The sequence below is a fragment of the Rhizobium sp. 2YAF20 genome, from assembly GCF_052114685.1.
Taxonomy (GTDB): domain Bacteria; phylum Pseudomonadota; class Alphaproteobacteria; order Rhizobiales; family Rhizobiaceae; genus Rhizobium.
Genome location: NZ_JBFRFF010000058.1, coordinates 1 through 26689, shown reverse-complemented (window position 1 = coordinate 26689; position 26689 = coordinate 1). Strand labels below are relative to the sequence as shown.

Sequence of the window (26689 nt, the reverse complement as noted above, 5' to 3'; positions counted from 1 at the left end):
GATGATGAAACCGTGGCGGCGCTGTCTGCCATCCAGTCCGTCCATGCAACGGGTACGAGAGAGCGGCTACCATCCGGCAGAACAACGAGAAGCAGCGAGACCCCTCTACGCGTCAGACCACCGATCACAATCAGCTGCAATCCTTCGAACGCATGCTTCTTGCGCGTTATCATAACAGTGTCAGGAAGGTCTCGGTGGTGGGTAGTGTGTCGGGTCTTCCTTTGACAACATATCGCACGAACTCTTGCTCAAGGCCGTCCACAAGCATGTGAAGTGCAAATGGGCGTTGCTCTATATCGAAAGATGGCTGACGGCGCCCTTGGAACAGGATGGACAAAGGATAGAGCGCGATTGCGGTACCCCGCAAGGGGGTGTGGCCCAGCGCTGGCAACAGCGTGAGGCCACCGGCGATATGATCATCGTGCGCTATGCCGATGATGTGGTCGTTGGTTTCGAGCGCGAGGAGGATGCTCGTCGCTTCCTCGATGCGATGCGCGCGAGGCTTGAGGAGTTTGCGCTGTCACTCCATCCGGACAAGACCCGCCTGATTGAGTTCGGCCGCTTCGCGGCGGTCGATCGCAAGAAGCGCGGGCTCGGCAAACCGGAGACCTTCACCTTCCTGGGGTTCACGTTCATCTGCGGGAAAACACGCAAAGGGCGCTTCCAGCTTCAGCGGAAGACCCGAAGCGACCGCATGCGGGCGAAGCTCAAGGACATCAAGGCGGAGTTGCGGCGGCGGATGCATTGGCCCATCCCCGAACAGGGGAAGTGGCTGAGGCAGGTCGTGACAGGTCATTTCGCCTATTATGCGGTCCCGACGAATGGCCGAAAGCTCTCGGCGTTCCGGCACCATGTGACCGACCTCTGGCGGCGGACGCTTCGGCGGCGCAGCCGGCGAGACGGTTTCACCTGGGCCCGCATGACGAAGCTGACTGACGACTGGCTCCCCAAACCGCGCATCCTTCACCCGTGGCCCAGTGACGCTTCGCCGTCAGCCACCCAAGGTAGGAGCCGAGTGCTCGAATCGGGCTCGCTCGGATCTGAGCGGCGGGCGCCCAGTAATGGGCGTCCCTACCGCGAAAGTGCAACTACGAAACGTTCGCGATTGGCTTGCGTGGTCCGCGATGTCGTTGAAAATGCTGCCAAAGCCATCATTGCTCTCGCCCGTAGGTCATTGTAGATGGATCGCTCATTGCAAAAACAGTCTGTCGACGACCAATTCTCACATCATATGTCAAAATCTGCATGAAAATCTCACGCATCGTATCGGACGCACCAAAGGCGGGTTGAACTCCAAGCTGCATGCTGCATGCGATGATCACGGGCGGTCACTGATCCTGCTCTTGAGCGAGGGGCAGATGAGCGATTGCAAAGGAGCCACGAAGATGCTCCACGCCTTTCCCAAGGCCAAGACGTTGCTGGCCGACAAGGGCTATGATGCAGACTGGTTTCGGAACCCCCTGGCGGAGCGCAAGATATCTGCCTGCATTCCGTCACGGGCAAACCGCAAGGTGGCCATCCCGCATGATCCGGCGCTCTACAAAAAGCGCCACGAGATCGAAAACATGTTTGGCAAGCTCAAGGACTGGCGCAGAATTCACACCCGATATGATCGCTGTGCCCACACCTTCTTCTCAAGCATATGCATCGCAGCAGCCGTCATCTTCTGGCTTTGATTTAAACAGTCCTAGCTGGGGCCGCTCCAAAGCGAGCTTATTCTGTGGAAAATCGAGGCTTAAGGCTGGAAGAATATCAACTTCCAACGATAACTAACAATCGAAAGTGAAGTATTCCGGCCGCTACTGGGGCCCCGTGACGGACCTAGCAGTTTTCATTCTTCATCTATAAATACTCCACACGGATGTGATTGTAGCCATTCTTTTAAATGTCCCGTCATATCTTGTGGCTTACACACGATATATCAGTCCCAAGGAGTGCCGAGAGATGTTTAGTAGAAATGGAACGAGGACTTGCTTCCATGTGGGCGAGGTCCGCCAAGTTAAACATAAAACAGCGTCTGCATTAAGTTCAGCGGTCGCAACACTGGCGGCTGCCATGGTCGTGGTTATTTGCTCAAGTACCGCGACGCCGGCAAAGGCGGCGGACGGATATTCGCATTCGCTGCTGAAGCCAGAAACGACATCAAAGAAACTGGCTAAAGGCAATGCCGTCAATCCTGAGACACCGGTAACAGCATCTTATCTCGGCCGGGCGCCCTATGTTTGCTCGCCAAGCGGATTTGGACGTACCTCAACTTGTTTTGCGAGATAGCTCTTTTCGTATTTTGCTCGGGCCGGCGCGACAAGGAAACAGCACAATTCATTGAGCCGAAGCCAGATTGCGCGCGGGCCCGAACCACAATGGCTATCCGACCTGCCACGGATATAAGTTCGTCAAATTGATGCGTTGAGCAATTTGCGCAAAGCCCGCCTATTGGCTTTGCGATAGCTTCGTGCGCATGCGATTAAATCGCGCGGTAACGTAGTCTCCAGGCCGGACGTTGCGATATTCATCGCCTCGTCTTGCCGGCATCGTTTTGAACGGATACCAATCGCCGTCTGGTTCTCGCTTTTGGAAAATAACATTGCCTTTTTGGCGATGACTAAAGCAAGTCAATGCCGAGGCTTTGCCCGTCTCTGCATACCATATTGCTTTGAAGCACAACTTTCCAGGGTCGGTTAGAAACCAGCGACCGAGCCCATACGACCCCTTCTTCTCTCCCGTCCAGGCGCTAAACTGGCGTTGCCTCACCGCGAAGTATCCGGCACCATCCTTCCAGATCCAGGAACGATTGTTATAAAGTTTGAATAGTTCCTCGTTGGTTAGCGGACGCGAATCCGCGGGAGGCTTCGTTGTTTTGCTCTGCGCGGCGTCGGCGCCGAATGAAATACTGCTTGCAGCGGCGACAATCGCACCCAGAAGCAGCAGCGCGCGAAATTTAGCCATTCTCGTTTCTCCTAAGGCCGGTGGTTTGGTGCTGTTTGCCTAATTGATGAGTTTGCTGACCACTCTCCAGTTGGGCAGCCCGTAAGGACGCGGCCAGGGATAGACCTCCTTGTCGTTAAAATAGATAACAGCCGTCAGTTTGGGAAATTCCGAATATTTTTTTGCGGCATTTTCAGCCCAGTTATGAACGTAAGCCGCATCACCGTCATAACCAAGCTCGGCCACAACAATTGGCTTTCCGAACACCTCGGCTTGCCGATATCCGGGCGCAAGCGCCTGGGAAAATGTCCTTTCGCCTCCAAATTTATCCTTATCGTATTGTTGGAGGCCGAATACAGAAAGCCCGATCATATCGACGACGTCGTTTCCGGGATAGAACGCGGCCAGTCCGGGATTGCCTTTCGGCGACCACATATAGCTGGCCGTCGCGTTGTGCTCGCGGCATACTTTGACCATACGCCGATATGCGGCAACGTAATCGCCGGGTTTCCAGTGTGACCATGTGAACTGGTTGTCGGTCTCGTCCATCTCCTGAGCCCAGCGAATGGTCACCGAACTCTTGAGCTTGGCGGCCTGCGAGCAAACAGTGGCCATGTTGTTGTCGTAGCTGCCGGCCAGGATGCCCTGGAGAAGTGCGGCAGATGTCATCCGCCACCCCACTGCCCACGACCATGGTTCCACCGTGATGAGAAGCTTGCGCCCACGTTTGAGCGCGTATTCGTCGGCAACAGCTAGGGATGAAAGATCAACGTCTTCCCACGGCAGGAATAGGTGTTCGATCTTCGAGTTCGGGTCGTTGTTAAAGTCACTATGGGGATCATAGGCACCAAAAACCACAGAATCCGGGCCGACGATCGGGCGCTTGTCGGTTGCTTGGGCCGATTGAGGCACGGCATTGGATGGAACGCCGCGGGGCGTGCTCGCGGCCAAGACTGAGCCTGTGAGTGCCAGGGTTGCAAATGAGACAGCAATTGCTGTCCTAATTCGGTTGTCGGTCATTGTCGTTTCCTTTCACCAGCAATGTCGGCAACGTGTGGCCGGCGGGTTGCTTCTGGTCCTTGATCTGGGCGCTGGCGGTCGCCAGGTCCGATGAGACGAGATTTTGTGTTGTGAGCTTTGCGAACTCGTCTTTTTGCGCAGACACGGCATGCTTGAAGATGTACCAAGCTCCGGTTGGCTCTTTGCGTTGATAGATAGTTCCGCGCTCCAGCCTGTGATCGAAGCAAGTTATGTTGGCGTGAACGCCGGAGGCCATGTGCCATTGGGCATCAATGCACATGCGACCATCATCGGTGACGATCCATCGTCCCTGAGCTGACGCAGCGGTGCTACCTGTACCGGTCCTGGCCGTGAAACGGCGCGACAAGTCGTCAAACCGTCCCGCGCCCTCGGACCACGCCCAGGACTTGTCGCGGTAAAGCATATAAAGTTCCACGGCGGTCATTGGCCGCGCTTGCGGCGACGGGGCGGCAATTTCATCTGCATGGGCAATGCCTGCCACGGACAGGCAACACGAAATGATGAGAAACCGGCGAAACGACCCGGCCGTGCCGGCCTTCCTGCGTTTGACCTTAGATGACGGCGTTGTCACCTCTGTCCCCAAAAATAAGGGTGTTCTATTTGTTGTTCTGTTCATCTTGTCTCGGTCTCCTTGAGCCCTTCGTTCAGTGACAGAATGTTGTCTTGTGCAGCCGGGATCCACCGCGGGTTGAAGGTGGATTTACGGAGATCGCCACGTCCAAGTCCGGCACCGGCTGCTGCGTATGTCGTCTCATAGAGTTGCAATCGACCAGCACCCCAAGCAAGCGACTGAAGCCCTTCGCTTCCGCGCTCGACGGTCGCCAACCCGGGAAGGGCGATCAGAACAAGCAAGCTTGTGATCAAGGCTGGACGATAGGTTCTCGATTCGAACCTGACGACATTCTCACGAGCGTGTTGAATGACGATCGTCAGCAATAAAAGCGTGTAGAGTGCCGCGTTGATGGTCGCAAAGATATAGAAGCCCCGTGTCTCGCCAACGTCATGAGCAAATAGAACCGGCAATACCGAAGCGACGGACAAAAGCCCGTAGGGCGCAAGAACCCGCAAAGGCAGTGGATCGACATCCGCTGCCCCTTTGGGGGTAATACGAAACTCAACACGAGAGCCAGTGATCCAGTCGCGCGTAGCGGCAATCGCACCAGCCAGGGCCCATGGCCAGCGTGCGAAGAGGAAAAGCATCGCTTCCCAGCTTAGAATTTTCGCATCGAACGGACGAAATGTGCCCGTCGAACGCCAGCGATAGGCCATCAGCATCAAAGTGAGGGAAAGCGGGGCGAAATGAGCAAGAAAATCTGGATAGGTTACGGCGACAAAGTTCTCCTTACACACAAGTGCGACAATTGGCATTGCAAACATGAGAGCCATGAACACGGAAAATAGCGGGTACCACATCTGCGAAAACAGAAATTGGAACTTCAGTCTCAACGGCAAGCGCGGAACATAGATTGGTGAATAGCGCAGGAGCAGCATGACAAGGCTGCGCGACCATTGGAACTCTTGCGTGACTAGATCTGCAAATGTGCGAGGACCATCGCCGTATGCAATTGCCTCAAGCGCATGGACGCCGCGCCAGCCGTGGGCATTCATTATCAATGTTGTCGAATGATCTTCGGCCAGTTCAGGTCCAAGTCCTCCGATTTCCCGAAGGGCGACGGTGCGCACTGCATAGTGCGATCCGATGCAAAGCGGTGCGAGACCGTTATTGTAGGCCGCCTGCAGTGCACCGTGCATACTCGCTTCCGCGTAAAGCCGTCCGCGCGCAGACCAACTCTGCGAAGCATTTTGGTCGCAGATGCTTGGTGCCGATACATAACCAACACCGGGATCGGCAAACGGACGCAACATTTCGACGAGATAGCCGGGCACGGGGACATGGTCTGCGTCGAGCTGTACGACAAAATCATAGCGATCGTAGCCGAAATGGTCGTAGAAGAAGGCAAGATTGCCCTCCTTACAACGCGTACGCCGCGGCCAGTTGGCGCGGTGATAGTCCGGTGCGTTCTTTCGCGTCGAAACGAAGACTTTGTGCTGTCTGCACCAGTCCAATGTTTGGGGGGTAGGATCTTCGTCGGCCAGCCATGTGTCGTGCGGAAACTCCTGTGCAAGCATAGCTTTCAGCGTCACAGCCACGATCGAAAACGGCTCGGAAGGCGCTTTGGTTACAACCATGGCGACACGGCAACCGGTGGCCAATTCAAGCGAGGCGGCGGGCTTTAGCGCACGATAGAATAGGATGACGAAGTAAGCTGGCAGAAGGGTTACCCACGCCAAGATGGCGGTAACCAGAGCAAAGCCCCCAAGGCTGATATAATGCTCCGACTGCAACCACCAGGCCCAGAAATAGACAAGAAATGCTAGCCAGATGGCTGCGCCGACCAAATATTCTATTCTGCGATAGCCTGTGAGGACCGGGACGAGGAACGGTGCGGTCACCGCTGCGCCACCTTTGTGTGCGTTCGTCATGTCCGCTGCTCCAAACCAAAGAAAGGAGCCGCTGTGCGGATGATTGTCTCCAGATCGGAATATTCGGCCGAAAACCCGAGAACGCGACGCGCAAATGTGGGATCGGCATAAAGAGCGGGCGGATCGCCGGCGCGTCTTGGATGCCACTCAACCGGCACTTTGCCCTTCGTAATGCTGTTGATGATCTGGAGGATCTCGCCAATCGACGAGCCACGGCCAGTTCCAAGATTGACACAAAGATTTGGGCCGCCATTGATCAGATGTTCAAGCGCCAGCACATGCGCTCGTGCGAGATCCGCTACATGGATATAGTCGCGGATACAGGTTCCATCTTCAGTTGGATAATCGTCACCATAGACGGCGAGATGGGGAATTTTTCCTCCAGCCGCCAGCAGCGCCCTTGGAATGAGATGGGTTTCTGGATCATGCCACTCGCCCAGTTCCCCTTCTGGATCGGCGCCGCAAGCGTTGAAGTATCGAAGCGCGACATATTTCAGAAGATAGGCGGCTGCGTAATCTTTGACAATCTGCTCGGCAACCAGCTTTGTCCTGCCATAGGGATTGATCGGCTGCTGCGGTGTTGCCTCGGTAATGGGAAGAGATTCAGGAATGCCATAGGTTGCGCAACTCGATGAAAAGATGAGCTTGTCGACGTTTGCCTGGCGGCAGGCATCGACCAGCGAGAGCGTCCCGACGACATTGTTGCGATAATATTTTGCAGGATCCACGACGGATTCACCCACATAGGCCGATGCGGCAAAATGCAAGACCGCGTCAGGCTTGAATTGCGTCAGGATCCGCGCCAGGCCGCACGTATCCAGGATGTCGCCATGGACAAATTCCCCCCATCGCACCGAAGAGCGATTTCCAGTCGACAGATTGTCAAAAACAATCGGCTCTATGCCGTTCGCGTGGAGAAGTTTGGCGGTATGGCTGCCAATGTAGCCAGCACCGCCTGTCACAAGAACTCTTGGCGACGACATCACGCAATCTCCGCAAGTTCATGAGCTTCTTCGGCGAGGAGACGGTCGAAGTAAGATATTGTCTTTTCCAAACCAACGACTAGCGGCACCGTCGGCTGCCATCCGAGTTCACGTTTTGCAAGCGATATATCCGGGCGGCGTTGGCGCGGATCGTCCGTGGGTAAGGGCTTTTGAATGGTCTTTGAACGCGAACCGGTGAGCGATATGACCAGTTCTGCGAGTTGGCCGATGGTGAACTCGACGGGATTGCCGAGGTTAACAGGGCCGCTGAAACACGGCTGCGTTGCCATAAGCCTCCGCACGCCGTCAATCAGATCGCTTACGAAACAAAACGATCGCGTCTGCGAACCATCGCCATAAATGGTGATATCCTGTCCCTTCAGCGCCTGCACGATGAAGTTCGAGACGACCCGGCCATCGTCGGGGCGCATATGCGGCCCATAGGTGTTGAAGATGCGCGCGATCTTGATTTCGACGTCGTGCTGCTTGTGAAAATCAAAGAAGAGCGTTTCAGCGCTGCGCTTGCCCTCATCGTAGCATGATCGAGGGCCAAACGAATTGACATTCCCCCAATAGTTTTCGACCTGTGGATGAACCAGCGGATCTCCATATATTTCGGAGGTCGAGGCTTGGAAAATTCGCGCACCGGTGCGGGTCGCCAACTCCAGCAGATTGAGCGCGCCGAAAACGCACGTCTTCATAGTGTGCACAGGATCGGCCTGATAGTGAGGAGGGGATGCTGGGCATGCAAGATTGTAGATTTCATCGACTTCAATATCGATTGGATCAACAACATCGTGCTTTAGGACACTAAAGCGTTCGAAGTTCCGCAGATGACGGATATTTCGTTCGAGGCCGGTTGAGAAATTATCGAGGCAGATAACCTTGTGGCCTGCCTTCAGGAGGTTCTCACAAAGATGCGACCCGACGAAACCTGCGCCCCCAGTCACTAGAATATGCCGCCCCTGTTGCTTCGAGGGAAGTACACGAACGTCACCGAAGAGTGTGTCGATGTTGTTGTTGTTATTCATGGGACGAATGCGTTTCATTTTTATCACCCATAACTGTTGCGATGCTTCGCCGATGAAGAAATGCTATTTGCAGCACGCTTCATTCGAAGGGGTTGTTGTTCTGTATATGGATTGTTTCTCTTATCTACATTGGCGCGTATGAATTGTCGTTAGCTGCGCATCCAAATACTTGCCATAGCGTCCATATCTCTAAGAATGATGGGCGCGGCATACTGTACCGATTGCAAACACGTCGTGGGGCATGTGGAACGGTCAGGCCACCAAGAGACACATTGTAAGAGGCCAACGGCCCGTAACGAGTTATGTCAGGATAGGACCAACGGTCGCGCCCCTGTCGAGGGCTCCTATAGCGTCACCACTGGTGATTAGGTTCTTCCCCTGTAGAGGTCAGGATGTTGTTGTTGCGACTAAGTTCCTAGCGGGGTTTACTGTCGCCAAATGCGAGCCCATAGTCGTTCCAAGCTTGGCCTGCCACAGATGATCAGGCTTTAGGTCGACGACATTGCATAGCTGGGTTTGCTTGGAGCCACGTCACTTGCAAATCACCGGCGTGGCGTGTCTTGCAATGCAGCGCTACCCGTTGAGCGGGTCGGTATCGTCGCTTCATAGGAGGAAGGGAAAGACCACTCTGTGTTGCTGGCGATTTCGATTCTACGTCGAAACCATTTCGTCTCGAGGAAGCATTGGCTGGCGGACAGCTTTTGAGGCGGATCCTTTGTTAATGTCCTGGTTCATACGGCAAGGCGAGGAATTCACGAAGACTATCCAGCGGTCTAGTGGTGCAATCTTGGGAGGACAAATGTCTAACTCTCGACAAAAAGAACCGGCGCTGCCTTTTGCTATCGAAAAGCAAGAAGACGCAAAGCGCGATGGAGCCGCGCCGCCGCAGATTGAACGACGCCGTTGGCCGCGGCAGACTGAAATTGCACCTGAAGGAGGGGTAGCGCCGCCTGCCTTGGAACCATTGCGGTTTTCGACGCGCGATCTTGCACCGGTAGATCAGTTCGCCGCCTGGCAGGGCTACCTTGCGCCCCTGATCGAGATTGCACTGCCGGATAGCTCGTTGCCCGAGGCAGGATTCCCGGCCGATCATACAGCTTGGAATCTTGGCAACATGCTGGTCGTTCAGCAAAACGTCCCGCCGCACAGTTATATGCGCTCGGCGGCTAAGTTGAGGTCAAACTCGATCGACCACTGGCATGTCGTGGTCTTGCGTACCGGCCGGACATGGACAGAGGTGGATGGGGACGTTTCGCAGAGCGAACCCGGGAAGGTCGAATTGAGGTCTTTGGGGCACCCCTTTAGAGGTCGCTCGACGCAGTCCGAGAGCCTCTCGTTTTATTTGCCTCGTGAATTGTTTTCAGACGTTACAGCCTCTGCCGAGATCAAAAGCGATGTCGTGCTTTCTGGAACCCAAACAAAATTACTGATCGAATACCTCGACAGTATCGAGGCAAAACTGTCGAGCTTGACGGCGGGGGATCTTCCACACGTGGTGCAAACTACACGCGACATGATTTTGACGTGTGTTTCATCCTCGGCAGAATATTTTGGCCCGGTGGAGCAACTGGGTTCTCTGGCGTTGATGGAACGTGTACGGCGCTTTGTCCAGCGTAATTTGAGCTCACCCGATCTGACAACGGATACAATGTGCCGGGAACTCGGCATTTCGCGTACGCGGCTCTACCAGGTGTTCGAACCGAATGGCGGAGTACATCACTACATACAGAGGCGTCGCCTTCTGGCTGCTCATGCCGCACTTAGCAACTCTGCCAATCGGCAGCATATCGTCGAGATCGCCGCTGCCGTCGGGTTCACCTCCGCCGCCCACTTTAGCCGGGCGTTTAGCAAGGAGTTTGGTTATAGTCCTCGCGAGGCGCGAAACGTGGCCGTCCCACTCCGTTTCGCGCAGGCCGTCCCGCCACCGTCATTGGTAGAGAGTGCTCATTCCTTCGACGATTGGCTGAAGGGACTTCACCATTGACGCAATCAGCACCCTGGAACATGCATTGTCATTGGCACTAGTTTGGCAGATTGATCCTCAACGAGCGATGCTCGCCCATCTTGGGTGCTGAGCAAGGATGCATGGGATCGCAGGGCAGGATATTGCGCAGACGGATTGGCTTAGCCGTTCGTTGAGAAGCTTGGTCACGAAAATAGAGGCTGATGTGACAACAACGGCTCGTTTTTGGGCGTTTTCTCAAAGCCTGTGGCGAGCCAGTGAACCTGCTTGAGCTTGGAGAAACAGCATTCGATTCGGTGGCGCTGGGCATAGAGGTCCTTGTCCAGCGGGTACAATCCAACACAACCCGAATTGGCGCGGCAGTCGATGACGTGTAACGATCGCGCCCATGGTAAGGCTGCCCCGTCTCATTCAATGCGCTTCAATAACGCGCCACATTGATCAGGACCTCACCAGGGGATTTCCATCAGGGCCAGCGGTCAAGTTTCACACCGCACAAACAGGCCCGTCCTATGAAAGCAACCGATCAAACAATCCCGATAAAAGGCCTTGCCATAGCAGGCGTCCACATAAGGCTCTGATTTGCTCAGCTTTAGGAATCCGAAGGATCCACATGACCTAGTTGCGGGCATGGCAAGACACAATACCGCGTCTAATTCTTGCCAGCCCGACACGGGAGGTTCATTCTCAACATAGACGTAGGCCTTTCGGGGGCGCTGACGAATTGGGTGGGCGCTCGGTGGGTCTTCGGGAGATTGGCTTTAATGGACTGCTCCGCTTGCGGTTTTGCGATTGAGAGCGGCTTTGCGTTCTGCCCGAAGTGCGGCGCAAGGCAGCCGATCTCTTGCGCCAGCTGTGGCCAAACCTGCCTGCCGGACTTCGCCTTCTGCCCGAAATGTGGCAATGCCATTGCCGGTGGCGTGCGCACACCATCCGTGCTTCCTGTCGACGTCGCACCCCCCAACCTGTCAGTCGTACCCCCGCAACGGGTGGCGGCGTCCGAGACGGAAGCCGACCGGCGCCCGCTCACCGTTCTCTTTGCGGATCTCTGCGGTTTCACCACGCTGAGCGAGAGGATCGACCCCGAGGTCATGCGTGCTCTGCAGAACGAACTCTTCGATGAACTGACCAAGGCGGTCGAAAGCTACGGCGGCTTCGTCGACAAGTTCGTCGGCGATGCGTTGCTTGCCCTGTTCGGGGCGCCGGCTGCGCATGAAGACGACCCGGAACGGGCGCTGCGCGCCGGGCTCGACATGATCGTGCGGGCGGAACGCGTCGGGGACCGCTGGCAGTCGCGCGCCGGCGTACCGTTGCGCCTGCATGTGGGGATCAACACCGGGCCTGTGGTGACCGGAGGTTTCGGCGCCGCCAACGCCCGTTCCTATTCCGTGACGGGCGATACGGTGAACACGGCCCAGCGACTGCAGTCCATGGCAGGCCCGGATGAAATCCTCGTCGGCCCCCTGACACACCGCCTCACTCGTCATGGCTTCGCATTCGAAAGCCTAGGGTCTCAGGTCCTGCGGGGCAAGAGCGGCAATGTGCTCGTACACCGCCTGCTTGCGCCCCTGGAGGCACCGAATACGGCACGCGGCCTTGAAAGCTTCGGCCTCCAGGCGCCGATGATCGGGCGGGACGCGGAGCTCGCGCGGATGCTCGGCTGCCTCGACCTTGCCTGCAACGGCAGCGCACAGCTCGTCCGCCTGATCGGTGAGGCCGGGATCGGCAAATCGCGGCTTGTCGAGGACTTTGTCGATGCGGCGGCGCTGGACGAGCGCTTTCAGGCAGTCGTGGTGCGGCGCGCGATCTGCTCCCCCCTTGGCGAACAATCCTATGGCGCGTTGGCGGCTGTGCTGCGCAGCGCATATGGCATTGCTGAACGGGACACGGTGGCGAGAACCGAAGAGCTTCTTGCGGCCGGTCTCGGCGAACTCGGCTTCGGCATGGAAGATGTCGCCCGGCTGACGCCGCTGTTCCTCCACGTGTTCGGCTTCGGCGATCCGAGCGGCGCGCTGAAGCATGTCGAGCCTGAACAGCTGCGGCGACAGATCCTCTATGCGACAAGGACGATTTTCGAGCGGCGCCTGTCCCGCAGCCCGCTGCTGCTGATCTTGGAGGACATGCATTGGGCCGACACCGCATCGCTGGTGGCGTTGCGCTTCATGCTCGATCGGCTGGAACGCAGCCGACTGATGATGCTGACGACCTGTCGGCCGACGCTTGAGAGCGACGGGCTTGAATCGAACCGCACCAGCCTGACATTCCTGCGCCTTGCCCCCTTGCGCCATCGGGATGGCGAAAGCCTGCTGTCGGCCTTCTTCCATGGGGTGGACGGCATCCCGGCTGGAACGCGCAAGCGGATTCTCGAGCGGGCTGGCGGTAACCCGCTGTTCATCGAGGAAATCGTCCGCGGATTGATCGAAACTGAAGCCTTGAGGTTCGACGGCCAAGGCTGGAACGCGACAGCACCCGATATCGGCAACGAAATCCCAATGAGCCTGCAGGCGATGCTGCTGACCCGCGTGGACCGCTTGCCGCCTTCAGTGCGGCGGCTGGCGCAGGAGGCGTCGGCGATCGGCCCGCGCTTCGACAAGGCGCTCCTCGGCGCCATCGCGGCGGACCCGGCATCGCTCGACACCAGGCTCGATTTCCTTTGCCAAGCCGAGATTATCGACGAGGTTGCCGAGGCATCGACGCAATCGCAGCCGGCCTACCGCTTCACGCAGACGCTGCTGCACGATGTCGTCTATCACAACCTTTTGCGCGAACGCCGCAAGGAGCTGCACGGTCGCATCGGCACCAGCCTGGAGCGTCTCAACGGCGGCGCGCCGGACCGGCTCGAAGACCTGGCGCAGCTCGGCCATCATTTCTGCCAGGCAGCCCAAACGCGCAAGGGCGCCGGGTATCTGATGGCGGCGGGCGATCTGGCCGGCAAGATCTATGCGAACGACGATGCGATGCGACTCTATCGCCAGGCGCTCGCCGCCTTCCCCGAGCAACCTGAGAGGATGCCCGAACAGGTGGCGCTCGACGAGCGGCTGGCCGATCTCTGCGGCCCCAACGGCGAACGCGATGCTGCCCGTGATCACTACGGCCTTGCGCTGGCGGCCCATCGTGCTGCCGGCGAGCGTGCCGCAGCCGCCCGGATCTTGCGCAAGCTTGGACGTCTCAACCTCGACACAGGTCGACGCGATCTGGCGGATGCCTTGTTCGCCGAGGCTTCCGGTCTGCTCGAAGGCACCGACGAGCCGATCGAGCGCGCGCATCTGCTGCAGGAACGCGGCCACCTCGCTTTCCGCATGGGCGATCAGGCAGTTGCAGCGCAGTGGGCGGACGAGGCCTTGATTTGCCTCGGCGCTGTATCCGCAGAGGCATCAAGCCCCGTTGGCCTCGAGGCAGCACGGGCCGGTGCCGAGGCGCTGAACACCAAAGGCGTGGCGCTGGCCAGGCTTGGCCGTCATCGCGACGCCGTGGCCGCCGTCGAGGAGAGCCTTGCGGTTGCAGAGGGTGCCGGTCTGCTAAGCGCCGCCTGCCGTGCCTATTCCAATCTCGGAGTGCTCTACACGATCGTGGACCCCAAGCAGGCGATCGCCGTGTGCCGGCGCGGATTGGAGGTCGCCATGCGCATCGGCGACCTCGGCTTCCAGGCCCGCCTCTTTGCCAATCTTGCCGTTGCCAGCTGCACCTTTACCGATAATTGTGCCAGGGAGGGCATCCCTGCGGCTGAAAAAGCGATCGAGATCGACCGCGCTCTTGATCAGCGCGACCATCTCGCAGTGCCGCTGATCGTTCTTGGGCAAATCCACCAATGCCACGGCCGGCCGGATCTAGCCCGTAGGTATTACGAGGAAGCTCTTGAACTGGCTCGTGAAATTGGCGAACCGCAACTGTTGTTTCCATGCTATGATGGCCTGGCGACATTGAATCTCGAACACGACGACATGGCCGAGGCCGAGCGGTATTTTGCCCTGGCGCAGGACGTATGCAGCCGGCATCAGCTCGACCCGGGCGCGTTGGTCGTGTTGCCGTTTCTCGACTAGACCTGGAGGAACCCTGGGGTCGAATGGATCCCGAAATCCTCGTCGGATCTGGAGGGAAAGAAATAGTGCATGGTGACGTGCGAAAACCGCTTCGAGCTCGACATCATGCTCAGGACCGCCGTTGGGGACCCCTTGGGTTCGGGCGGCATCACCCGCGGCGAATGATATCGCCTCGACTAGAAGAGCTGGAGCGCCGTTTCCAAGATTATTTGAACGGCGGCGCTCGGACAAGGAGGATGACATGCCGGACAGCTTCACTGATAGGCCCCTGCAGCTGGGCGATCGCGCGCCCAACGTTGTACTTGACGCAATCACCCGCCAGGGGAAGGTCTCCATCGACGAGTTTCGCGGGCAGAGGCCTGTGCTGGTCGGCCTGTTTCGCGGGCTTCATTGCCCGTTTTGCCGGCGCCAGATCGCGTCCATGGCGAGCCTTGCCAGCGACCTGCAGCAGATAGGCGTTGACAGCCTGACTGTTGTCAACACGCCGATCGAGCGCGCACGGCTGTATTTCCGCTATCATCCGTTGCCAAACCTGCTGGCCGCATCCGATCCGGAGCGGATCTCGCACAGGGCATTCGGACTGCCGAATCTTGAATTCACCGAATCTGAAACCGCCTGGCCGCACAAGGTGGGAATGGATATGATGGCGTCGATGAAAATTGACATGCCGAAGGAGCTTCCCGGGCCGATGGGCGTGATGGCCGCGAGCGAGTATCTCGACAAGGCCGACGGCTACGAAATCACCGAGGACGACCGGCAGATGATTGCCACCGGCTACGGCCAGCTCGTCGGCGAATTCCTGCTCGATCGCGATGGCGTCGTCAGGTGGTGCTTCACAGAGGTTGCCGACGACGGTCGGCAGATGTTCGGCGTGCCTGCAGCGCAAGATTTGATGTCGGCCGCGTCCAACATGGCCGCCTAGGAGGTGTGGGCTTTTGGGTTTCCAAGGTTCAGAAAATCAGATTCAAGACTGTCTTTTGGAGGCCGTCATGGATGTTTTGGATCGTCTGATCCGTCGGGACGAACGGTGGGAGCGGACATCGCAGCACATCATTGGTGACGAGTGCAGCCGCGGTTCGTCAGGTTCCGCGACAGCCGCATGCTCATGGAAGCAGCGCTTTGGATTGTGCATAGCGGGTGTGGATCGGCGCTAATGGATGACCCCGTGGTCACCTGATCTAGTCCTTTGAAGTTGTTGATGAACTTCGGGGCATGGCGGATCACCATCGGTGCCGATCGTGGCCACGTTCTCTCGCTCGATGACTATATTATAACAGATAGCAGTGCTGGTTTAGGGCAGGGTCATTTTTCAAAGCTGTACCCAGCTGAACCAGCTGACGCGCGACAGGCATAAGTTTCTGCTTGTAAAATGTGGTCATGAATTTCGTCGGCTTCCTTATGAGCAGGGAATGGTCATGCCGTGCCGTCGTCGACTAAGCGCAGTGCCCAGAACGTCGACCTTCGCTTCGATCAAGGCTTCGAGAATGTCGGCATAGGCCTTCTTGTCGATAGAGCCGTCAGGCGCATAGGCCGCAACCGCCTGCGGATGAATACTTTGGAATTTCACGATTGTTTCTCCAGCGACGCGGAGGCAGGTCCGTCGACGAGCGCGTCAGCTTTCAATCCGTCGGGTGCGACGAATATTTCCATGTTCTCGCGCGACAGCTCCCAGTGCTCGAAGACGAGATTCACGACCGCTTTTTCGTCATGTGCCGCGATGGAGGCGATGAAGCTGTCGTGGTGTTCGACGGCGAGCCTCAACCGGGTCTTCATGTCATCGTTGCGCGGACGGAAGAAGGTGTGGCCAATGCGGGCGTGATCGATCAGCAGTCGACCCAGGCTCGGCTGGAGGTAAACGTTTCCAGACATCTCCCCCATAATCTCGTGAAAGCGATTGTTCTTCACAACCATCGACACCGGATCCGCCGTCTCGCTTGCAACGCGAAAAAGCTCCTGGGTGTTCTTGAGCTCCACGAGCTGCTTCGGCTTGAAGTTTTGGACCGCCAAGCGCCCGATAGCCGCGTAAATCATCGGCGCGACCAGGAAGAAATTTCGGAGAGTCGAATGGTTCATCGGAATAACCCGAGCGCCTCTGTTCTCGCGGATATCGATATATCCCTCGCCGGCGAGGCGACGAAAAATGTCCCTGACTGGCGTGCGCGAAAGGGCGTAACGCTCACTGATGGAGACCTCATCCAGATCCTCGTCGGGATCGAGTTCCATTGTCAGGATTTGACGCTTCAGGTCGTCGTATAGGCTGTTCTTGCTGCTCTTCACCGAGAATCTCCAAGTCCGCTTCGAGCCGCGACGACGAATTTGGCGGCCAATAATTACACTGAGACAATACAATCTACTTTAGCCGCGGGTCATGGGCAGCGGGAAGCGGAATTCGGTAGCTGCCAGGATTGGCGCGGTGCCGAGGTTGGGCACGTATTGTCGAGTAATTTGGGAAAGCCGGAAGCAAGCACTCAATGTCGAGGCTAGCGTTCAATCACCAGATCGCTAAGCGGTTTCGAACAGCACGGCAAGAAGAAGCCCGAATCTATCTCGCGCTGGCGTATGCCGCCACTGTGCTTCATGTCCACCATGCCGCTGGCCAGCTTCGACTTGCAGGTACCGCACAGACCGCTCGAACACGAAGACGGCATCTTCACTCCAGCTTTTTTGGCAGAGGAAAGCACCGTCTGATCGGCCCCCACTTCGATCGTGCGACCTTGCTTCGAGAATTCAACATTGAAGGTTTCGTTCCTCACCACCTCGATCAGTGGAAGCGTCGCGTCGTCAATCACTGCCGCGTCGAAGCTTTCTTCGATGTAGTTTTCGACGGGAACGCCGAGTTCGGCTGAAATCTTCCGGGCAGCCGCCATAAAGGGTGCCGGGCCGCAGCACATGACGACCCGCTGCGACAGATCAGGCGCGATCAGTTGGAACAACTCGCGTGAAATCCTTCCACTCAATCCCGACCATGACTTCTCTCCACTGAGATCCTCCGGAAGGAAGTAGAGGCGAAATCCCTTGAGCCGCGTAGCCAAGTTTGACAATTCTTCGCGGAAGACGAGGTCCTTCGGTGTGCGGCCCGCATGCAGGAAGATCACATCGACCGGCAACGCGGCATCGCCAAGTTCACGCGCCATGGACATGACAGGGGTGATGCCTGATCCGCCGCTCAGGAACAGGTATTTCTGATTGGCGACGGCTGGCCGGATGAACCGGCCGAGTGGCCCGCTTGCCCGCATCCGCGCGCCTGGAGCCAGGTTATCGTGAAGCCAGCTGGACACCGTGCCGCCTGGAACGCGCTTGACTGTTATGGATATCGCGTTCGTGCGCAGCGGCGATGATGAGACGCTATAGCAACGTGTTTCCAGCTCATCGCGGGTCTCTATGTCGAAGGCGAAATACTGGCCGGCAGAAAATGCGATATGCTTTCCTTCGTCTGAGACGAAGGTGAAGGTCTTCACGTCGTGTGTTTCCTGGTGGACGTCGACGCACAGGAGGTCGCTGTCGACATCAGGATTCCAGTATGTCCGATTGCTTGGCGAGACGACCGAATCCATGGTTCTAGTATCCATGGGCGCGCATCCGCTCGGTGTACCAGGTCGCGAAATTGTCCAATTGCCCCTCGGTGAAGCGCGAATATGGACCTGGATCATAGGCCGGGTCCTCGACGCCGGACTGGGAACGCGCAACCAACGCTGCGTCCTGGTCGGTCGTTGCAGTCCAGACCTCAGTCAGCTTGTTGAGGTCATAGTCGATGCCCGCGACCGCGTCCTTGTGAACGAGCCATTTCGTGCGCACCAGAGTGCGGTTTGCAGAGAGCGGAATAACCATCGCCGTGACTGCATGGTCGCCCATGAAGTGGCTCCAGCAGTTGTGGCCCCAGAGGTGCGTGTCGCCGAGATCCTTGCGCGTCATCTTGCCAAGAAGCTTCGCGGAAGCGGCTGTCGCGTCCGGCGTCTGGGATTCGCCTGCGCCCGCAATGATAAGACGCTGCGTTCGAAAGTTTGTGGCGTGGCCGCACACCTGCTCAACAACTCCCGAAGGATGGCCTTCCGCCTCCCACGCCTGCGTACGCTCGGCGTAAAGGCGCTGATGCTCCTCTGCTTCAGCACGGTCCTCTTCGTTGAGCGTTGCGGGATCGAAGCCGAAATCGAGGTCGATGAAGGAGACGCAGAGCTCCGGATGATTGGCCGCGCAGTGATAGCACTCGCGATTGTTCTCCATTGTGAGCTTCCAGTTGCCATCTTCGATGACATCGGTCTGGTGGGCGACCTTCGCATTGCGAATGTCATAGGGGGCAAGGCGCTCTTCCATCACCTGCTCGAGAGCGACGACATCATCCGGCGGAGTGTCGGACAGGCAGACATAAATTAGCCCCCCGATAGACTTGAAACTAACGCCCTTCAAATTTCTGCAGGACTTGTCGAAATCCATCCCCATGTGCGGCGCGTGCACGAGCTCGCCCGACAATTCGTAAGTCCACTGATGGTACGGACAGACAAGCTTCGAGATGACAGTCGATCCACTATCAAGGAGCCGAGTACCCCGATGCCGACAGACGTTGTGCAAGACCCGAATATGCTCGTCGTCGTCCCTAAGGAGGATCAGACTTGTCGTGCCGATATCGAGGACCGTGGCATCTCCAGCTTCGGGAACATCGCATTCAAGGCCGACATAGATCCAGTGCTTGCGGAAGAACACGTCAAGATCCGCCTCAAACACGTCATCGCGCGTGTAGAGGCCGGCTGGCAGCGAATAGCCCTCGGCTCGAGAATCGAGGAGCGAAGAGATCGAAGACGGAAACTTGTTTAGCATGACCTCTCCTTATGGGACGATGCACAAGAATGAGTTCAAAGCCGAGGCTCTTCAACCATAGAAATTATTGCGACAAGCATAACTAAATGTTATGTGAAGTCCCACTCTGAGGTTCAACAATGCAACTGCGCAAAAGACTGCCTTCGCTAACCGCACTTGTTGCACTGGAAGCGACCATAAGACACCGTAGCTTCACCACAGCCGCCAAGGAACTTGGCGTCACCCAAGCCGCCGTGAGCCGCCAGATCGCCCTTCTCGAAGAAGATTTCGGCAAATCGCTCTTCCATCGTGGCCATCGATCCATCGAGCCAACGCCAGCGTGTCTCCTCCTTGGTGCGGCGCTCGCGGACAGCTTTTCCACTATTGCCGACAGCGTTGACGCGATGCGGGCGACCGCGACCGACGTCGTCACGATCGGTGCCACAATTGCGTTCTCGTCCTTTTGGCTTCTCCCCAAGATAGCTGAACTGCGCCAACTCGATCCGAAGATCCAGATCAGGGTGATCTCACAAGACAGCAAGATCGATCTCACCAATGGAATCGTAGACATCGCTATCCGATACGGATCGCCTCCATTCAATGACGGAACCGTCTTGGCATCCTGTGACGACAGAATTTTTCCGGTGTGTTCTCCACAATATGCCGCTTCCCATCTCGCCCGAGATTTTCCGGACGGCGACTATGAGCTTATCGAATCCGACGTTCCGGATAAGAGCTGGTACGGATGGGACGACTGGTTCGCCCGCCTCGGCTGGAAACCGGGCAAATTGCGATCGATGCTTCGATTTAGCCACTATACCGAGGCAATAACTGCAGCCAGAGCCGGGCAGGGCGTCGCGCTGGGTTGGGACACTCTCATCAAAACCTTTCTTGCAGACGGCAGTCTCGTCAAACTTGGCGACTTCAGGCTCCAGGCAGAAGGCAGACATAATATTTTGGTGCCCTTAAACACAAAGCGTTCCAGGATTGCGGACTTCACCGCCGGCTGGCTGATGCAAGCTCTTCAACAATAGCGTCACGAAAATTGACGGCGTTAGCTTGCATCCGGACAGATCCATCGGTCCGATGAGATGCATCGGCGTAATCTCGGCGAGTAAGGCGACATGCCGCGTCGCGCAGTCGAGGTCACACCACCAATGCCGCACCAATCGACGGAGTGCGAAAAATGTTACCCTCACCGCAGTTCCGTGCCGACCCTCCTCACATAAGCAAATGCCGCAGGATTTGGGGTGCCGTGAGAACTACCTTCTGGTTGTTTGAACCGGAGGATGGAGAATGGCAACCGCGGTCGACGAGTTGAAGGCAAGTTGGGGAACTGGAGGGAAGCTGCGACCGTTTGCTCTGATCCTCCGTTCGTGGACGACCCCACACCGGGACCGCCTCGCCGGGGTCGTGTAGAATATTACCGATGCGCCGAATCGCCGTGCTTGGGGGGTCATCCGCGTGCGGCGAGTTGTAAAATTAAGTGCAGCTTGCATAAAGCAAATACCATTTATAGTAGTTTGCTGTGATGAAATACACTTGGCCTGCCAAGCGTCGGCATCCCCGCCTCGGCGCACAGCGGATGGGGTGGGCCGAATGTCTGGCGCAACCTTTCTCGGTCGCGTGTGCTGATGTTTTGGCCTCGCTGCGCCCAACTCACTATTGTTTGATTGTTGATTGATTGGCAGCGTCAGATGGCGGCCGATAGGGTTGCGTCATCGCAGTCGAGGCCGTCCTCAAAGACTGCGACGGCCGCTCGGCCAATCAGGGAGTTATGAAATGTACCGCAATCATTTGACGAAGGGCGCCTTGGCGCTTGCTGCCGGGACTATGATGGTGCTCGCCGTCATTCAGGGTGCACAAGCCGCAGAACGGACCCGGGTGCGTGGGACCGTCGAGAGCCTCGACGGCGACGTTCTCAAGGTCAAGAACCGTGACGGCAAGGCTGTAACCGTGACGTTGAAGTCCGGTTGGGCGGTTACCGGCGTCATTAAGGCGTCGGCCGCCGAGATCAAGCCCGGCGATTTCGTCGGTATAGCCTCTCAGCCAACCGATAGCGGCGTCAACGGCGCCATCGAGGTCGTGGTGTTCCCGGCAGCGATGAAGGGGACCGGCGAAGGTGACCGGCCTTGGGACGCGAAACCGAACAGTTCGATGACAAACGCGACCGTCGCCAATGTGGTTACAGCGGTCAGCGGTCCGACGCTGACGCTTACCTATAAGGGTGGCGAGAAGAAGATTTCAATTCCGGACGGTACGCCGGTTGTCACTCTGGGAGCGGCAACAAAGGACGACCTCAAGCCTGGGGCCGCCGTGTTTATCAGCGGCGACAGCACCGGTGACGCGGCGGCGGTGTCTTCCGATCGCGTACTGGTCGGCACCAACGGTCTTGTTCCGCCGATGTGATCGCTCGGCAATCGGGAATGCAAGGGCGTTGCTTGTCTCACCGTGAGTGAGCGACGCCGGCTTATATCGGCAATTTGGCCGTTGGCGTGGTATGCTGCTGCCCGGTCTAAAATGGCAATCGAAACAGGAGCGGTTCATGACAGCCATCGACGAAAGCGGTGCCTTGCCACCTGCATTGCCGGGCAAGATCTATATACGCCGTCATTCGATCGTCACGCGCCTGACGCATTGGCTGAACGTGCTCTGTCTGACCATATTGCTGATGAGCGGCATGCAAATCTTCAACGCGCACCCCTCGCTCTATTGGGGCCAGTACGGCGCCGATGCCGATCCTTCGTGGCTGCAGATCGGCTCGTTCGAAGACGGCGACAGCATCCGCGGTGCACTGCGCATCGGCAGCTTGACGATACCGACCACCGGCCTGCTCGGCGCCTCGACGGAGAATGACCAGCTGACGGCGCGCGCCTTTCCTGCGTGGGCGACGATCCCAGGCTATCAGGACCTGGCGACGGGTCGGCGCTGGCACTTCTTTTTTGCCTGGCTTTTCGTCGTCAACGGTCTGCTTTACCTGCTCTATGGCTTCCTCGCCGGTCATTTTCGCCGAGATCTGGCGCCCACCGCTGAGGAAGTGAAGCCGCGCACGATCTGGCATGAGATCAAGGAGCACGCAGGGCTGCGTTTTCCGAAAGGGGAGGCGGCAAGGCACTACAATGTGCTGCAGAAGCTGACCTATATCGTCGTCATCTTCGTTCTGTTGCCGCTGATGCTGGCGACCGGCCTTACCATGTCGCCTGGTATCGATGCCGGCTATCCGTTCCTTCTGGATATCTTCGGCGGCCGGCAGTCTGCGCGTGGCATCCACTTCATCACCGCCTGGTCTATCGTCCTGTTCGTCGTCATCCATGTCGTCATGGTCGTGCTCTCCGGTCTCTGGAACAATATCCGTTCCATGGTGACCGGCCGCTACGCGATCCGCACGGAGAGGTCTGAGATATGAGCCAGATATTTAACCGTCGTCGCTTTCTGATAGGATCGGTAGCCACCCTCGGTGCGATAGGCCTGACCGGTTGCGACGATATCGTCCAGAACCAGGACGTACAGAAGGTGTTGGCGATGGCGGAGCACCTGACGATGGGAAGCCAGCGCCTGTTGGTCTCGCCGCAGACGCTTGCCCGTGAATTCAACGAAAAGGACATCTCGCCGGCTTTCAGATCGAACGGCACCAGCCAGCCAGATAGCGAAGATTATGCCAAACTGACCGAAAACGGCTTCGCCGACTGGCGGCTAAAGGTTGACGGCATGGTCAATCAGTCGATGGAATTTTCACTCGCCGATCTCAAGAAATTGCCGGCGCGCACGCAAATCACCCGCCACGACTGCGTTGAAGGCTGGAGCGCCATTGGCAAATGGACGGGCGTGCCGCTCGGCCTTATTCTGCAGACCGCCGGCATCAAGCCAGGCGCGCGCTACGTCGTGTTCTATTGTGCCGACGAACTGGAGCAGACGCTCGACGGCAGCGGCCGCTATTATGAAAGCATCGACCTGATCGATGCATTTCACCCGCAGAGCATCCTTGCCTATTCGATGAACGGCAAGGACCTCGATGTCGCCCATGGAGCGCCGCTTCGCCTGCGCGTCGAGCGTCACCTCGGCTACAAGCATGCCAAATATGTGATGCGCATAGAGGTCCGCGACAGGTTTGGCGATCTCTGGGGCGGCAAGGGCGGCTTCTGGGAAGATCGCGGTTATGAATGGTATGCAGGGATTTAAGGGTATCCGAGGCATTGGTTGGTGCACCATGCCGCAGACTTTTTGGCCTGTGATATGTCCTAGTGAATCCGATGTCGCTGCGAACCTTGCTGCGGAAGACCCAGTAAGACCAGCCGCTAGAACCAGGATTATCGGCAGCTGCGTCAACGTCTCAACCAGCAGGAACGCCTGCGCGTTCGGCGATGATGCGGCCTCCCAGAGCGTATAGCGATGCGCAACGATCATCGGAAAAAGGCTGACGACGATACCGCCATAGGACATCAGGAACAGGCCCGCCGAGGCTGCGAACGGCAAAATTTCGGAGGTGCCGAAAAAGGCGAGAAAGGCAAAGACTAACGCCAGCACGAAACGGGCGCGAGGAAGACGATGTTCGGCCACGCGAACCGGTCGCGGCAATGTCGCTGCTCATGAAGGGCGTCCAAAGGTTAACGATGCGGACAGCCAGAACAACACCCGCGAGACACCACAGACCACGTCGACGCATGTCGCCCTGAAGATCGCCTTCCGTCTTAATCACTAGCCAGCCGGCGCCGAGAATAGCCGAACACGAGCGCAACGCTGGTCAGCAGCGAGAACGGCGTGAAGCAATTCCAGCTTGAGCCCGCGAAAACGCGGCCATCGACCTTGAAGCGAGGGGATCTCTGCGCAGTTGTGCGTTAACGCAGGTGTACGTCCATACCGCCGATCATTCCGTCAGGCTGGGTCCACGCATAAGTCTTCAGCGCACGACTGAAAGCTGCAGCTGTCATCTCGATCAATTGCGCATGAATCTCACTGCGTGATCGTCCGCTGCCATCGTCGCAAAGCGGTTCACCAATCCCCGGGGATGCAAAAATGTTGGCGGCGCCAGGTTTAGGCGTCGCGCATAGCCGGCGTTCCAACGAAAAGTGCGCTGTCACCGAGCAGAACTGCCTCGCCACCCGCCTGTGCCGGGTACCAAACTGTCACGTCGAGATTGACACCGCGCTCTTTGGATGGCGCCACAATTTGGCGAACACCGACGTTGCCGTTGGCGTCCGCCGCGTTTTGCATCAGAACCGTGAAAAGTGCGATAGTCGAAAGCATGGCCCAGACTTTCATCGAAATCTCCATTGTCTGCCTATGTAGCGGCACCGTCTCAGTTCATTTTGCAGAAGCGTGCGTAAGCAGTTGTTTCTAGCGCCGATCTAGGAAGTTTTTCTTTTGATGAAATTCGACCTCGATTGCGTTTCGGGTCTTCCCGCAGCGCGATTGAGGACATCTTGTCCCCGACATCGCCAGCTATCGGCGAGCTCTACGAGGAGCACGATAGCGCCGGTGAGGTGCATGGGCACCGGCGCCTTCAGGCTTTTGCTCAACTGTCTTACGGAAGTGCATGAAAACAAAAGTTCCGTCCGGCAACGGATTTGTGGGCTGCGGGCCAAAATTGGGCGACTTTATGGCTTGACCTCAGCAATATTAGAATGTCTTAATACGTTGTCCGGTCGTGCCCGCGCCTGGACAAATTGCTGGAGACATTGGCCCGCTGCACCAAGAACAGCGGGTCTTTTTTATTGACGCCGGTGTCCCCTTTGAAGTTTTTGCGGGGCTCGCCATGCCTTGCGGCAGGGGGGTCAGCGAGCCCCGGCCGTCCAAGTACGGCGGTGGAACGATTCACCAAATTGGTACATCCGTCCACAAACCCCCACGTTAATCCGGCAATATACAGCTCGCACAAGCATTGCAGAAATTTACTCTCCTTGGCCGTCTCGGTCATGAACGGACCTGGCATTGCAATTTCTACGCTTATGATTTTTAAATGATTTTCTCTTTTTGGGACAGGCGAAAATTCATCGGCGATTGTTTGCCGGCGCAATATTTGCAGTGCTTACGTGCGCAAAATCGGTTTTATTTGGACGGAAAGCTGACTGAAAGCTGAATGAAAGGTTGCAGGCGTTAGCCTTGTTTTGCATCGTGGAGGATGCACGTCAGTGTAACGATAAGAACGATGCTTATCACATAGGAGGAGATATTTATGCGTTTCACACGCACGCTTTTTCATACCGTAGCCCTTTCATTCGTCGTGTCGGCAGCTTCGCTCGGTGCAGCGGCGCATGCCGCCGAAAAGATCACCATCATGGTAGGCGGCTATGAGAAACAGATTTATCTACCTGCAAAGCTTGCTGAATCCCTTGGCTATTTCAAGGAAGAAGGCCTTGACGTCGAACTTCTCAACGAATCTGCCGGCGTTGACGCCGAGAACCAGCTTCTTGCAGGCGCAGTCCAAGGCGTTGTCGGCTTCTACGACCATTGCGTCGATCTGCAGGCCAAAGGCAAGTTCGTCCAGTCGCTGGTCCAATTCAGCCAGGCTCCGGGCGAGGTCGAGCTTGTCTCGACCAAGCATCCGGAGATCAAGTCCACGGCCGACTTCAAGGGCAAGAGCCTCGGCGTAACGGGGCTCGGCTCCTCGACCAATTTCCTGACGCTTTATATGGCCTCCAAGGCCGGGTTGCAGCCGGGCGATGTCGTCACGATCCCGGTGGGCGCGGGCGCCACCTTCATCGCTGCCATGCAGCAGGACCAAATCCAGGCCGGCATGACCACGGAACCGACGATCTCGCGCCTGCTGAAGACCGATGAAGCAAGGATATTGGTAGACATGCGCACCGTCGAAACAACGCGTGCGGCACTCGGCGGAACCTATCCGGCTGCGTCCCTATATATGGAAACCGCCTGGATCAACGGGCATAAGGAAGAGGCGCAGAAACTCGCCAACGCCTTGGTCAAGACCCTGCAGTTCATCAACACCCACTCCGGCGCTGAAATTGCCGAAAAGATGCCCAAGGATTTCTACGTCGGTGACAAGGAAGGCTACATCAAGGCGCTGGACGCTGGAAAGGGCATGTTCACGCCAGACGGCGTGATGCCGGAAGACGGTCCGAAAACTGTTCTCGCCGTGCTCTCGCAATTCTCGAAAAACGTCAAGGGCAAGCAGATCGACCTGTCGAAGACCTACACGACGGAATTCGTGAAGAACGTAAAGTAGTTCCTCCCCGGTCCGCTTCCGGCTCAGGCCGGAGGCGGATTGTTTGTTCCAGGGCCATCGTGCACGCCCACCACAAAGCACGCAGCAGGTTATCATCATGCAACAAGACCAAAGCCGGGTTCCGGCGATCGAATTGATCAACGTCAGCCGCCGCTTCGTTTCTCCCACCGGCAAGTCGCTGACGGCTCTGCGCGATTTCAATATGTCTGTCTGCGCGATTTCAATATGTCTGTCGAACGCGGCGAGTT

The 26689-nt window shown here is 57.3% G+C and carries 22 protein-coding genes and 2 pseudogenes; 12 read left to right on the top strand and 12 right to left on the bottom strand.

Annotation, left to right across the window (positions count from 1 at the left end; all coding sequences use genetic code 11):
- Positions 1–244 precede the first annotated feature (244 nt).
- From AB4Z52_RS33310 to AB4Z52_RS33300, 3 genes are all read left to right on the top strand, one after another.
- Entirely contained in the window at positions 245–1180 is a 936-nt protein-coding gene (locus AB4Z52_RS33310) for a reverse transcriptase domain-containing protein (RefSeq protein WP_442222123.1), read from the top strand.
- Complete coding sequence (locus tag AB4Z52_RS33305; protein WP_442222122.1) at positions 1062–1676, top strand: IS5 family transposase; 615 nt, start codon at positions 1062–1064, stop codon at positions 1674–1676. Before AB4Z52_RS33310 ends, AB4Z52_RS33305 begins: the two co-directional genes overlap by 119 nt.
- A gap of 268 nt (positions 1677–1944) precedes the next feature.
- Positions 1945–2271: a hypothetical protein gene (locus AB4Z52_RS33300; RefSeq protein ID WP_442222121.1), complete on the top strand. Its 327-nt coding sequence runs from the start codon at positions 1945–1947 to the stop codon at positions 2269–2271.
- 159 nt (positions 2272–2430) lie between these two features.
- Here AB4Z52_RS33300 and AB4Z52_RS33295 read toward each other — a convergent pair whose 3' ends face one another.
- From AB4Z52_RS33295 to AB4Z52_RS33270, 6 genes are read right to left on the bottom strand one after another with little or no spacing between them, the layout of a single operon-like run.
- The gene (locus AB4Z52_RS33295; protein WP_442222120.1) at positions 2431–2946 is read right to left on the bottom strand and encodes a DUF995 domain-containing protein; all 516 of its coding nucleotides are present in this window, start codon (positions 2944–2946) and stop codon (positions 2431–2433) included.
- Positions 2947–2985: 39 nt separating this feature from the next.
- Positions 2986–3945 carry a glycoside hydrolase family 26 protein gene (locus AB4Z52_RS33290; RefSeq protein WP_442222119.1) on the bottom strand — a complete coding sequence of 320 codons (960 nt, stop codon included), beginning with the start codon at positions 3943–3945 and terminating at the stop codon, positions 2986–2988.
- Positions 3926–4582, bottom strand: a complete 657-nt coding sequence (locus tag AB4Z52_RS33285; RefSeq protein WP_442222118.1) for a DUF995 domain-containing protein — start codon at positions 4580–4582, stop codon at positions 3926–3928. Before AB4Z52_RS33285 ends, AB4Z52_RS33290 begins: the two co-directional genes overlap by 20 nt.
- Positions 4579–6450 carry a glycosyltransferase family 2 protein gene (locus AB4Z52_RS33280; protein ID WP_442222117.1) on the bottom strand — a complete coding sequence of 624 codons (1872 nt, stop codon included), beginning with the start codon at positions 6448–6450 and terminating at the stop codon, positions 4579–4581. The genes AB4Z52_RS33285 and AB4Z52_RS33280 overlap by 4 nt, the downstream gene beginning before the upstream one ends.
- Positions 6447–7433, bottom strand: coding sequence for a UDP-glucose 4-epimerase GalE (gene galE / locus AB4Z52_RS33275; RefSeq protein ID WP_442222116.1), 987 nt, complete (start codon positions 7431–7433; stop codon positions 6447–6449). The genes AB4Z52_RS33280 and galE overlap by 4 nt, the downstream gene beginning before the upstream one ends.
- Positions 7433–8446, bottom strand: coding sequence for a UDP-glucuronic acid decarboxylase family protein (locus AB4Z52_RS33270; RefSeq protein ID WP_442222124.1), 1014 nt, complete (start codon positions 8444–8446; stop codon positions 7433–7435). The genes galE and AB4Z52_RS33270 overlap by 1 nt, the downstream gene beginning before the upstream one ends.
- A gap of 817 nt (positions 8447–9263) precedes the next feature.
- Between AB4Z52_RS33270 and AB4Z52_RS33265 the strand changes: the two genes are divergently transcribed.
- From AB4Z52_RS33265 to AB4Z52_RS33250, 4 genes and pseudogenes are all read left to right on the top strand, one after another.
- Positions 9264–10448, top strand: coding sequence for a helix-turn-helix domain-containing protein (locus AB4Z52_RS33265; RefSeq protein WP_442222115.1), 1185 nt, complete (start codon positions 9264–9266; stop codon positions 10446–10448).
- Positions 10449–11191: 743 nt separating this feature from the next.
- Positions 11192–14467 carry an adenylate/guanylate cyclase domain-containing protein gene (locus AB4Z52_RS33260; protein WP_442222114.1) on the top strand — a complete coding sequence of 1092 codons (3276 nt, stop codon included), beginning with the start codon at positions 11192–11194 and terminating at the stop codon, positions 14465–14467.
- A 241-nt stretch (positions 14468–14708) separates the two neighbouring features.
- On the top strand, positions 14709–15389 hold the full coding sequence (locus AB4Z52_RS33255; RefSeq protein WP_442222113.1) for a peroxiredoxin-like family protein: 681 nt from the start codon (positions 14709–14711) through the stop codon (positions 15387–15389).
- A gap of 67 nt (positions 15390–15456) precedes the next feature.
- Positions 15457–15605: pseudogene (locus AB4Z52_RS33250) on the top strand (IS5/IS1182 family transposase); the annotation flags it as partial.
- Positions 15606–15863: 258 nt separating this feature from the next.
- On the opposite strand, the gene AB4Z52_RS33245 reads toward AB4Z52_RS33250, so the two are convergent.
- From AB4Z52_RS33245 to AB4Z52_RS33230, 4 genes are all read right to left on the bottom strand, one after another.
- Complete coding sequence (locus AB4Z52_RS33245; protein WP_442222112.1) at positions 15864–16034, bottom strand: hypothetical protein; 171 nt, start codon at positions 16032–16034, stop codon at positions 15864–15866.
- Positions 16031–16744, bottom strand: a complete 714-nt coding sequence (locus AB4Z52_RS33240; RefSeq protein ID WP_442222111.1) for a GntR family transcriptional regulator — start codon at positions 16742–16744, stop codon at positions 16031–16033. The genes AB4Z52_RS33245 and AB4Z52_RS33240 overlap by 4 nt, the downstream gene beginning before the upstream one ends.
- A 203-nt stretch (positions 16745–16947) precedes the next feature.
- Entirely contained in the window at positions 16948–18036 is a 1089-nt protein-coding gene (locus AB4Z52_RS33235; protein WP_442222110.1) for an FAD-binding oxidoreductase, read from the bottom strand.
- Positions 18026–19279 carry an aromatic ring-hydroxylating oxygenase subunit alpha gene (locus tag AB4Z52_RS33230; RefSeq protein WP_442222109.1) on the bottom strand — a complete coding sequence of 418 codons (1254 nt, stop codon included), beginning with the start codon at positions 19277–19279 and terminating at the stop codon, positions 18026–18028. The genes AB4Z52_RS33235 and AB4Z52_RS33230 overlap by 11 nt, the downstream gene beginning before the upstream one ends.
- A gap of 119 nt (positions 19280–19398) precedes the next feature.
- On the opposite strand from AB4Z52_RS33230, the gene AB4Z52_RS33225 reads away from it, so the two are divergent.
- The 4 genes from AB4Z52_RS33225 (at position 19399) to AB4Z52_RS33210 (ending at position 23437) form a co-directional block, all read left to right on the top strand.
- A complete protein-coding gene (locus AB4Z52_RS33225; protein ID WP_442222108.1) occupies positions 19399–20292 on the top strand; it encodes a LysR substrate-binding domain-containing protein in 894 nt (297 codons plus the stop codon).
- A 748-nt stretch (positions 20293–21040) separates the two neighbouring features.
- Positions 21041–21667: a hypothetical protein gene (locus tag AB4Z52_RS33220; RefSeq protein ID WP_442222107.1), complete on the top strand. Its 627-nt coding sequence runs from the start codon at positions 21041–21043 to the stop codon at positions 21665–21667.
- A gap of 136 nt (positions 21668–21803) precedes the next feature.
- The gene (locus tag AB4Z52_RS33215) at positions 21804–22664 is read left to right on the top strand and encodes a cytochrome b/b6 domain-containing protein (protein WP_442222106.1); all 861 of its coding nucleotides are present in this window, start codon (positions 21804–21806) and stop codon (positions 22662–22664) included.
- Positions 22661–23437: a molybdopterin-binding protein gene (locus AB4Z52_RS33210; protein ID WP_442222105.1), complete on the top strand. Its 777-nt coding sequence runs from the start codon at positions 22661–22663 to the stop codon at positions 23435–23437. The genes AB4Z52_RS33215 and AB4Z52_RS33210 overlap by 4 nt, the downstream gene beginning before the upstream one ends.
- Before the next feature lie 129 nt (positions 23438–23566).
- Here AB4Z52_RS33210 and AB4Z52_RS33205 read toward each other — a convergent pair.
- Both AB4Z52_RS33205 and AB4Z52_RS33200 read right to left on the bottom strand, forming a co-directional pair.
- A pseudogene (locus AB4Z52_RS33205) lies at positions 23567–23782 on the bottom strand (cytochrome d ubiquinol oxidase subunit II); the annotation flags it as partial.
- A gap of 507 nt (positions 23783–24289) precedes the next feature.
- Complete coding sequence (locus AB4Z52_RS33200) at positions 24290–24517, bottom strand: hypothetical protein (protein WP_442222104.1); 228 nt, start codon at positions 24515–24517, stop codon at positions 24290–24292.
- A 913-nt stretch (positions 24518–25430) separates the two neighbouring features.
- On the opposite strand from AB4Z52_RS33200, the gene AB4Z52_RS33195 reads away from it, so the two are divergent.
- Positions 25431–26441, top strand: coding sequence for an ABC transporter substrate-binding protein (locus tag AB4Z52_RS33195; protein ID WP_442222103.1), 1011 nt, complete (start codon positions 25431–25433; stop codon positions 26439–26441).
- Positions 26442–26689: the final 248 nt, after the last annotated feature.

Excerpts from the sequence above, each read along its gene's own strand:
- galE (WP_442222116.1), bottom strand. The coding sequence starts at position 7,433 with ATGTCGTCGCCAAGAGTTCTTGTGACAGGCGGTGCTGGCTACATTGGC.
- AB4Z52_RS33225 (WP_442222108.1), top strand. The coding sequence starts at position 19,399 with ATGCAACTGCGCAAAAGACTGCCTTCGCTAACCGCACTTGTTGCACTG.
- AB4Z52_RS33260 (WP_442222114.1), top strand. The coding sequence starts at position 11,192 with ATGGACTGCTCCGCTTGCGGTTTTGCGATTGAGAGCGGCTTTGCGTTC.
- AB4Z52_RS33210 (WP_442222105.1), top strand. The coding sequence starts at position 22,661 with ATGAGCCAGATATTTAACCGTCGTCGCTTTCTGATAGGATCGGTAGCC.
- AB4Z52_RS33290 (WP_442222119.1), bottom strand. The coding sequence starts at position 3,945 with ATGACCGACAACCGAATTAGGACAGCAATTGCTGTCTCATTTGCAACC.
- AB4Z52_RS33280 (WP_442222117.1), bottom strand. The coding sequence starts at position 6,450 with ATGACGAACGCACACAAAGGTGGCGCAGCGGTGACCGCACCGTTCCTC.
- AB4Z52_RS33235 (WP_442222110.1), bottom strand. The coding sequence starts at position 18,036 with ATGGATACTAGAACCATGGATTCGGTCGTCTCGCCAAGCAATCGGACA.
- AB4Z52_RS33255 (WP_442222113.1), top strand. The coding sequence starts at position 14,709 with ATGCCGGACAGCTTCACTGATAGGCCCCTGCAGCTGGGCGATCGCGCG.
- AB4Z52_RS33300 (WP_442222121.1), top strand. The coding sequence starts at position 1,945 with ATGTTTAGTAGAAATGGAACGAGGACTTGCTTCCATGTGGGCGAGGTC.
- AB4Z52_RS33295 (WP_442222120.1), bottom strand. The coding sequence starts at position 2,946 with ATGGCTAAATTTCGCGCGCTGCTGCTTCTGGGTGCGATTGTCGCCGCT.
- AB4Z52_RS33195 (WP_442222103.1), top strand. The coding sequence starts at position 25,431 with ATGCGTTTCACACGCACGCTTTTTCATACCGTAGCCCTTTCATTCGTC.
- AB4Z52_RS33285 (WP_442222118.1), bottom strand. The coding sequence starts at position 4,582 with ATGAACAGAACAACAAATAGAACACCCTTATTTTTGGGGACAGAGGTG.
- AB4Z52_RS33265 (WP_442222115.1), top strand. The coding sequence starts at position 9,264 with ATGTCTAACTCTCGACAAAAAGAACCGGCGCTGCCTTTTGCTATCGAA.
- AB4Z52_RS33305 (WP_442222122.1), top strand. The coding sequence starts at position 1,062 with ATGGGCGTCCCTACCGCGAAAGTGCAACTACGAAACGTTCGCGATTGG.
- AB4Z52_RS33200 (WP_442222104.1), bottom strand. The coding sequence starts at position 24,517 with ATGAAAGTCTGGGCCATGCTTTCGACTATCGCACTTTTCACGGTTCTG.
- AB4Z52_RS33230 (WP_442222109.1), bottom strand. The coding sequence starts at position 19,279 with ATGCTAAACAAGTTTCCGTCTTCGATCTCTTCGCTCCTCGATTCTCGA.
- AB4Z52_RS33215 (WP_442222106.1), top strand. The coding sequence starts at position 21,804 with ATGACAGCCATCGACGAAAGCGGTGCCTTGCCACCTGCATTGCCGGGC.
- AB4Z52_RS33220 (WP_442222107.1), top strand. The coding sequence starts at position 21,041 with ATGTACCGCAATCATTTGACGAAGGGCGCCTTGGCGCTTGCTGCCGGG.